Genomic DNA, 6,000 nt, shown 5'->3' with positions numbered 1-6,000 from the left:
GTCTTCCTAAGCCCGCTTGGCCTCCGACTTCGTGGCGTCCACCGTGGACGACGGCGCCGGACGGCGCGTGGCGTCCACCGTGCGCGGCACCGGCCGCGTCGTCGGGCAGAAGCGCTGAGTCGGCGCGGACGGGCGCGTCGTCGGCGACGTGGGCCGGGCCGTGGCGTCGGCGCCCGTCGACGGGCGGGCGGGCGGCGTGGACTGCCGGAGGGTGTCCTTGGCCGCGACACCGGCCGCGTCGGCGACGTCCCCGGTGTCCATGGCCGACGTCACGCCGAGCCAGATGCCCGCACCCAGCAGTCCGGCGCCGACGATGCCCGCGACCGCCGCCGTGACCCGCCCGCGCGGACGCCCGGAACGCCCTTGTTCGCTCATATCACTCCTCGGGGTGAACAGGTTGACACCCCTAGAACCCGCGCGGTGCGCCGCGAGGTTGTCATGGCGCCGAGCTTTTTTCGGCGGGCGCGGGCGAGCCCCGGCAGCGCGACGCGGGGCGCCCGTCAGCGGGACGCGGCGGCGAGGGCCTCGGGCAGCAGCGCGGCCAGTTCGCGGAAGGCCCGGCCGCGGTGGCTGATCGCGTTCTTCTCCTCGGGGGCCAGCTCGGCGGTGGAGCGGGTCTCGCCCTCGGGCAGGAAGATCGGGTCGTAGCCGAAGCCGCCGGTGCCGCGCGGGGCGTCCAGGATGCGGCCGCGCAGCCGGCCCTCCACGCAGTGCTCGGCACCGCCGGGCAGCACCAGCGCGGCGGCGCAGACGAACGCGGCGCCGCGGTGCGGCGCGGGCACGTCGGCGAGCTGGTCCAGCACCAGGTCGAGGTTGGCGCGGTCCTTGTCGCCGGCCGCGTCGCCGAACCGGCCGGACCAGCGCGCCGACAGCACGCCGGGCATGCCGTTCAGTGCGTCCACGCACAGTCCGGAGTCGTCGGCGACGGCGGGCAGGCCGGTGTGCGCGGCGATCGCGCGGGCCTTGAGCAGGGCGTTGCCCGCGAAGCTGGACTCGGTCTCGGCGACCTCGGGGGCGCCGGGGAACTCGGCCAGGCCGACGACCTCGACACCGGAGCCGTCGGCCGAGCGCAGATCGGCCAGGATGGCGCGCAGTTCGGCGATCTTCCCGGCATTGCGGGTGGCCAGCACGATCCGGGTCATCGGCCGAGCACCTCGCGCTGCAGGGCGGTCAGCTCGGCGCAGCCGCCGGCGGCCAGGTCGAGCAGGGCGTCGAGTTCGGCGCGGTCGAACGGGCACCCCTCGGCGGTGCCCTGCACCTCCACGAACCGGCCGTCGCCGGTGCACACCACGTTCATGTCGGTCTGCGCGGCGACGTCCTCCTCGTAGCACAGGTCGAGCCGGGCCTCGCCGTCGATGACGCCGACGCTGACCGCCGCGACGGAGCCGATCAGCGGCTCGCCCTTGGTCAGGCCGCGTTCGCGCATCCAGGCGACGGCGTCGGCGAGCGCGACGTACGCGCCGGTGATGGCGGCGGTGCGGGTGCCGCCGTCGGCCTGCAGCACGTCGCAGTCGAGCTGGACGGTGTTCTCGCCGAGCGCCTTGTAGTCGACGCAGGCCCGGATGGACCGGCCGATCAGCCGGGAGATCTCCTGGGTGCGGCCGCCCAGCCGGCCCTTGACCGACTCGCGCTCGTTGCGGGTGTTGGTGGCGCGCGGCAGCATGGCGTACTCGGCGGTCACCCAGCCGAGGCCGCTGTCGCGGCGCCAGCGCGGCACCGAGTCCTGCACGGAGGCCGCGCACAGCACGCGGGTGCCGCCGAACTCGATGAGCACCGAGCCCTCCGCGTGGTCGAGCCAGCCGCGCTGGATGCGGACGGGACGGAGCTGGTCTGGTGCGCGATCGTCGGGGCGTGCCATGGGGACCACCCTAGTCCCCAGGCGCGTCACAGATCGTAGACGGCGCCCACGTGGGCCAGTTCGATGGTGCCCGCGTAGGTGCTGGACTTGGCCTCGGCGAGCGAGCGGTTGGCGTCGTTCCAGGGCACCAGGTGGGTCAGCACGAGCCGGCGGGCGTCGGCCCGCGCGGCGTGCTCACCCGCTTCGCGGGCGGTGAGGTGCAGGTCGTCGGGCAGATCGGGCTGCTCCAGGAAGGACGCCTCGCACAGGAACAGGTCGGCGTCGCGGGCGAGTTCGACGAGCGCGGCGGACGGCCCCGTGTCGCCCGAGTAGGCCAGGACCTTGCCGTCGTGCTCGACGCGGAAGGCGTACGCCTCGACGGGGTGCGGCATGAGCGCGGTGGTCACGCGGAACGGCCCGATCTCGAACGGGCCGCGCAGCAGCGGGCGGAAGTCGAACGCCTCGGCCATGCCCGGGTCGGGCTCCAGATCGTAGGCCTTGGCCATGCGGGCCGCGGTGCCCTCGGGTCCGTAGACGGGGATGCGGGGCACCGGGCCCTCGGGACAGTACTTGCGCGCGACCCAGTAGCCGCACAGGTCGAGGCAGTGGTCGGCGTGCAGGTGCGACAGGCATACGGCGTCGATGTCGTAGAGGCCGTGGTAGCGCTGCAGGGTGCCGAGTGCTCCGCTGCCCAGGTCCAGCAGCAGCGAGTAGTCCTCCGCCTGGATCAGATAGCAGGACGCGGGGCTTTGCGGCCCCGGGAAGCTGCCGGAGCAGCCGATCACAGTGACCCGCACGCTCACTCCTCCTCTTGTGTCCCCGAGGAATCAGGTGGTCAGAGCCTTGTTCGCGGTGGGCTCCACGAGACCGATCTCCGGGCCCAGGAACCGGCGGCCGAGCGCCGCGAACACGGCCGGGTCACCGGTCGCGCGGAACCGGTGGACGGGCGGGGGCACGGCCTCCGCCCGGGCCAGCCCCTTGTCGTGCAGCACTCGATAGACGTCCTTGGCGGTCTCGTCGGCACTTGAGACCAGTGTGACCCCGTCTCCCACGACATACGAGATGACGCCGGTAAGCAATGGGTAGTGGGTGCACCCAAGGATGAGGGTGTCGCAGCCGGCGTCGATGATGGGCCGCAGGTATTCGCGCGCCACCTCCAGCAGTTCGTCGCCCATGGTCACCCCGGACTCGACGAACTCCACGAAGCGGGGGCAGGCGGCGGCGGTCAGCTCGATGTGCGGGGCGGCGGCGAAGGCGTCCTCGTAGGAGCGGCTGGTGACCGTCGCGCGGGTGGCGATCAGCCCGACCCGGCCGTTGCGGGTGGCGCGGGCGGCCCGCCGCACCGCGGGGTTGATCACTTCGACGACCGGCACGTCGTAGCGTTCGCGGGCGTCGCGCAGCATCGCCGAGCTGGCGCTGTTGCAGGCGATGACCAGCATCTTCACGCCCTCGTCCACCAGCTGGTCGAGCATCTCCAGGGCGAAGGCGCGCACCTGCGCGATGGGTCGCGGCCCGTACGGCTGGCGCGCCGAGTCGCCGAGGTAGACGATCGATTCGTTCGGCAGCTGGTCCAGGATGGCGCGGGCCACGGTCAGCCCGCCGAATCCGCTGTCGAAGATCCCGATCGGCGCGTCAGACATGAGACTCAAGGCTAGGCGAATGCGCGCCGCCGAGGCGCGTCATGCGTCGGACATCACACGGTCACATGCTCGAAACCGCCGTGTGCGCGCCGCGCGCCCCATCCTTGCGATCTTCGGCGTGTCCCGCGCCGGCGGCGCCGGCCGCCGATCACGCGGTCGCCGCGGCCCGGCGGGACGGGCGGCCGACGCGGGCGAGCTGGCGGCCCTGCGCGACCAGGCGGCCCGCCGAGTCCCAGACCTCGACCTCCTCGTCGAACCAGCCGCCGGCGACCAGGCGGCCGCCGCCGTGCAGCGCCAGCGGGCCGGGGGCCGGGACGGCGCGCATGTGCCAGGTCATCTCGACGGTCGGGGCCCAGCCCTTGGCGCCGGTGTTGAGGACGACGGGCGGCAGCGCGTCCACGGCCAGGGCCAGGACGAACGCGTCGGGTTCATGCGGGTCGCGCAGCCGGAACCAGGCGCGGCACTCGGGCCGTCCGCTGGGCCGCCCGTCCAGCCAGCCGAGCGTGGCGGGGTCGAAGTGCATCTGCACCTGGTCGGCGAAGCCGCGGTCGCGGTCGCCCGCCGCGAAGTGGGTGCACCGCTCGATCGGCGGCAGCGGGGGTGCGGGCGGCTCGCCGAGCCAGTCGGGTTCGCCGTCCGGGTCCAGGTCGGCGGTGGTGATCAGGGCGTCCACGGCGACCTGCCCGTCCTGGACGAGGCTGACGCGGGCGGCGCTGGCGGTGCGGCCGGCCTTGCGCGGCTCCACCAGCACCTCGGCGGGGCCGGGCTTGGCGACCCGCAGGAAGCTCGCGGCGGTGGCGACGGGGTGGCGGTGCGGGGCGGCGTCGACGGCGGCGCGGGCCAGCACCGCCATCAGGTAGCCGCCGTTGAGGGCCTCGGCGAACCCGAAGGCGCCGTCCAGATCGATGCGGTACCTGCCCTCGGCCACCCGGGTGACCGCCGTCGCGTCGCCGAACCTGCTCATCCGCCCTCCCGGCCGCCGCCTGCCCGAGATCCGTGCCGACGCGCGGCCGGAACGGATCTAGAATCACGTTCGAGTACGAACTCTATCCCCCGGGGCAGCCGTCACCGGCCCCGGCAGGGGCGGCCGGAACGGATCGGGCACGCAAGTTGCGGTGCAACGGACGGCGCGCCGGCCCCCGGCGGGCCGGCCGCCGTCAGGCCCAGAGCTGGCCTTCGAGACGCTCCTCGGCCTCCTCCAGCGTGCCGGAGTACGCGCCCGTCGACAGGTACTTCCAGCCGCCGTCGGCGACGATGAACACGATGTCGGCCCGCTCCCCCGCCTTGACCGCCTTGGCGGCCATGCCGAGGGCGGCGTGCAGGGCGCCGCCGGTGGAGATGCCGGCGAAGATGCCCTCCTGCTCCAGCAGCTCGCGGGTGCGGCGCAGCGCGTCGGCCGACCCCACCGAGAACCGGGTGGTCAGCACGCTGTCGTCGTACAGCTCGGGGACGAACCCCTCGTCGATGTTGCGCAGCCCGTACACCAGCTCCCCGTACCGGGGCTCGGCCGCGACGATCTTGACGTCGGGGCGCTGCTCGCGCAGGTACCGGCCGACGCCCATGAGCGTGCCCGTGGTGCCCAGCCCCGCCACGAAGTGGGTGACCGTCGGCAGGTCGGCGAGGATCTCCGGGCCGGTCGTCTCGTAGTGGGCCTGCGCGTTGGCCTCGTTGCCGTACTGGTAGAGCATCACCCAGTCGGGGTGCTCGGCGGCCAGGCCCTTGGCGACGCGGACGGCCTCGTTGGACCCGCCCGCCGCCGGGGAGAGGATGATCCGCGCCCCCCACATCTCCAGCAGCTGGCGCCGCTCGGCGGAGGTGTTCTCCGGCATCACGCAGACCATGTTGTAGCCGCGCAGCCGGGCGACCATGGCCAGGGAGATGCCGGTGTTGCCGGAGGTGGGCTCCAGGATCGTGCAGCCCGGGGTGAGCAGGCCCTCCTTCTCCGCCTTGGCGATCATCCAGAAGGCGGGCCGGTCCTTGACCGAACCGGTGGGGTTGCGGTCCTCCAGCTTGGCCCACAGCCGCACCTCGGGGCTCGGCGACAGCCGGGGCAGGCCGACCAGCGGGGTGCGGCCCACGGAGTCCAGCAGGGAGTCGAAACGCATCGGCACGGCGTCCCGGGGTCAGCCGCCGGCGACGGCCGGCAGGATGGTGACGTTGTCACCGTCGGCGACCTTGGTGTTGAGACCGTCGATGAAGCGCACGTCCTCGTCGTTCAGGTACACGTTGACGAACTTGCGCAGCCCCTTGTCGTCCACCAGCCGCTCGCGCAGGCCCGGGTGGCGGGAGTCCAGGTCGGAGAACAGCTCGTCGAGCGTGCCGCCCTTGCCCTCCACGGCCTTGGCGCCGCCGGTGTAGTTGCGCAGGATCGTCGGGATCCGGACCTCGATCGCCATCGCGATGATCTCCTTCGGGTCGTGTCTGTCTGCGGGGGGCCGGCCCCCGCGCCCCCGAAAGGGCTCTCCGCCCGAGGCTTCACAACCGGGCGGGAGGCGGGGGAATTCCAAGGCGGGATCAGGCGCG

Annotated in this window: 7 protein-coding genes; all 7 read right to left on the bottom strand. The window is 73.5% G+C overall.

The window, feature by feature from the left end; all coding sequences use genetic code 11:
- Positions 1 to 500: 500 nt before the first annotated feature.
- Positions 501 to 1,142 carry an RdgB/HAM1 family non-canonical purine NTP pyrophosphatase gene (rdgB, locus tag ABD879_RS05475; protein WP_345018026.1) on the bottom strand — a complete coding sequence of 214 codons (642 nt, stop codon included), beginning with the start codon at positions 1,140 to 1,142 and terminating at the stop codon, positions 501 to 503.
- A complete protein-coding gene (gene rph / locus ABD879_RS05470) occupies positions 1,139 to 1,858 on the bottom strand; it encodes a ribonuclease PH (protein ID WP_345018024.1) in 720 nt (239 codons plus the stop codon). Before rph ends, rdgB begins: the two co-directional genes overlap by 4 nt.
- A 26-nt stretch (positions 1,859 to 1,884) precedes the next feature.
- On the bottom strand, positions 1,885 to 2,634 hold the full coding sequence (locus ABD879_RS05465; RefSeq protein ID WP_345018022.1) for an MBL fold metallo-hydrolase: 750 nt from the start codon (positions 2,632 to 2,634) through the stop codon (positions 1,885 to 1,887).
- 30 nt (positions 2,635 to 2,664) lie between these two features.
- Positions 2,665 to 3,477, bottom strand: a complete 813-nt coding sequence (gene murI, locus ABD879_RS05460) for a glutamate racemase (RefSeq protein WP_345018020.1) — start codon at positions 3,475 to 3,477, stop codon at positions 2,665 to 2,667.
- Between the two features lie 148 nt (positions 3,478 to 3,625).
- Complete coding sequence (locus tag ABD879_RS05455; RefSeq protein ID WP_345018018.1) at positions 3,626 to 4,441, bottom strand: thioesterase family protein; 816 nt, start codon at positions 4,439 to 4,441, stop codon at positions 3,626 to 3,628.
- A 193-nt stretch (positions 4,442 to 4,634) separates the two neighbouring features.
- Positions 4,635 to 5,582: a PLP-dependent cysteine synthase family protein gene (locus ABD879_RS05450; protein ID WP_345018016.1), complete on the bottom strand. Its 948-nt coding sequence runs from the start codon at positions 5,580 to 5,582 to the stop codon at positions 4,635 to 4,637.
- 18 nt (positions 5,583 to 5,600) lie between these two features.
- The gene (locus tag ABD879_RS05445; protein WP_345018014.1) at positions 5,601 to 5,873 is read right to left on the bottom strand and encodes a MoaD family protein; all 273 of its coding nucleotides are present in this window, start codon (positions 5,871 to 5,873) and stop codon (positions 5,601 to 5,603) included.
- Positions 5,874 to 6,000 lie beyond the last annotated feature (127 nt).

Source organism: Actinomadura keratinilytica (genome assembly GCF_039539665.1).
In the GTDB taxonomy this organism is placed as follows: Bacteria; Actinomycetota; Actinomycetes; order Streptosporangiales; family Streptosporangiaceae; genus Spirillospora; species Spirillospora keratinilytica.
Note: the sequence above shows the minus strand (reverse complement) of the source record. Positions and strands in the feature narration are given on the sequence as shown.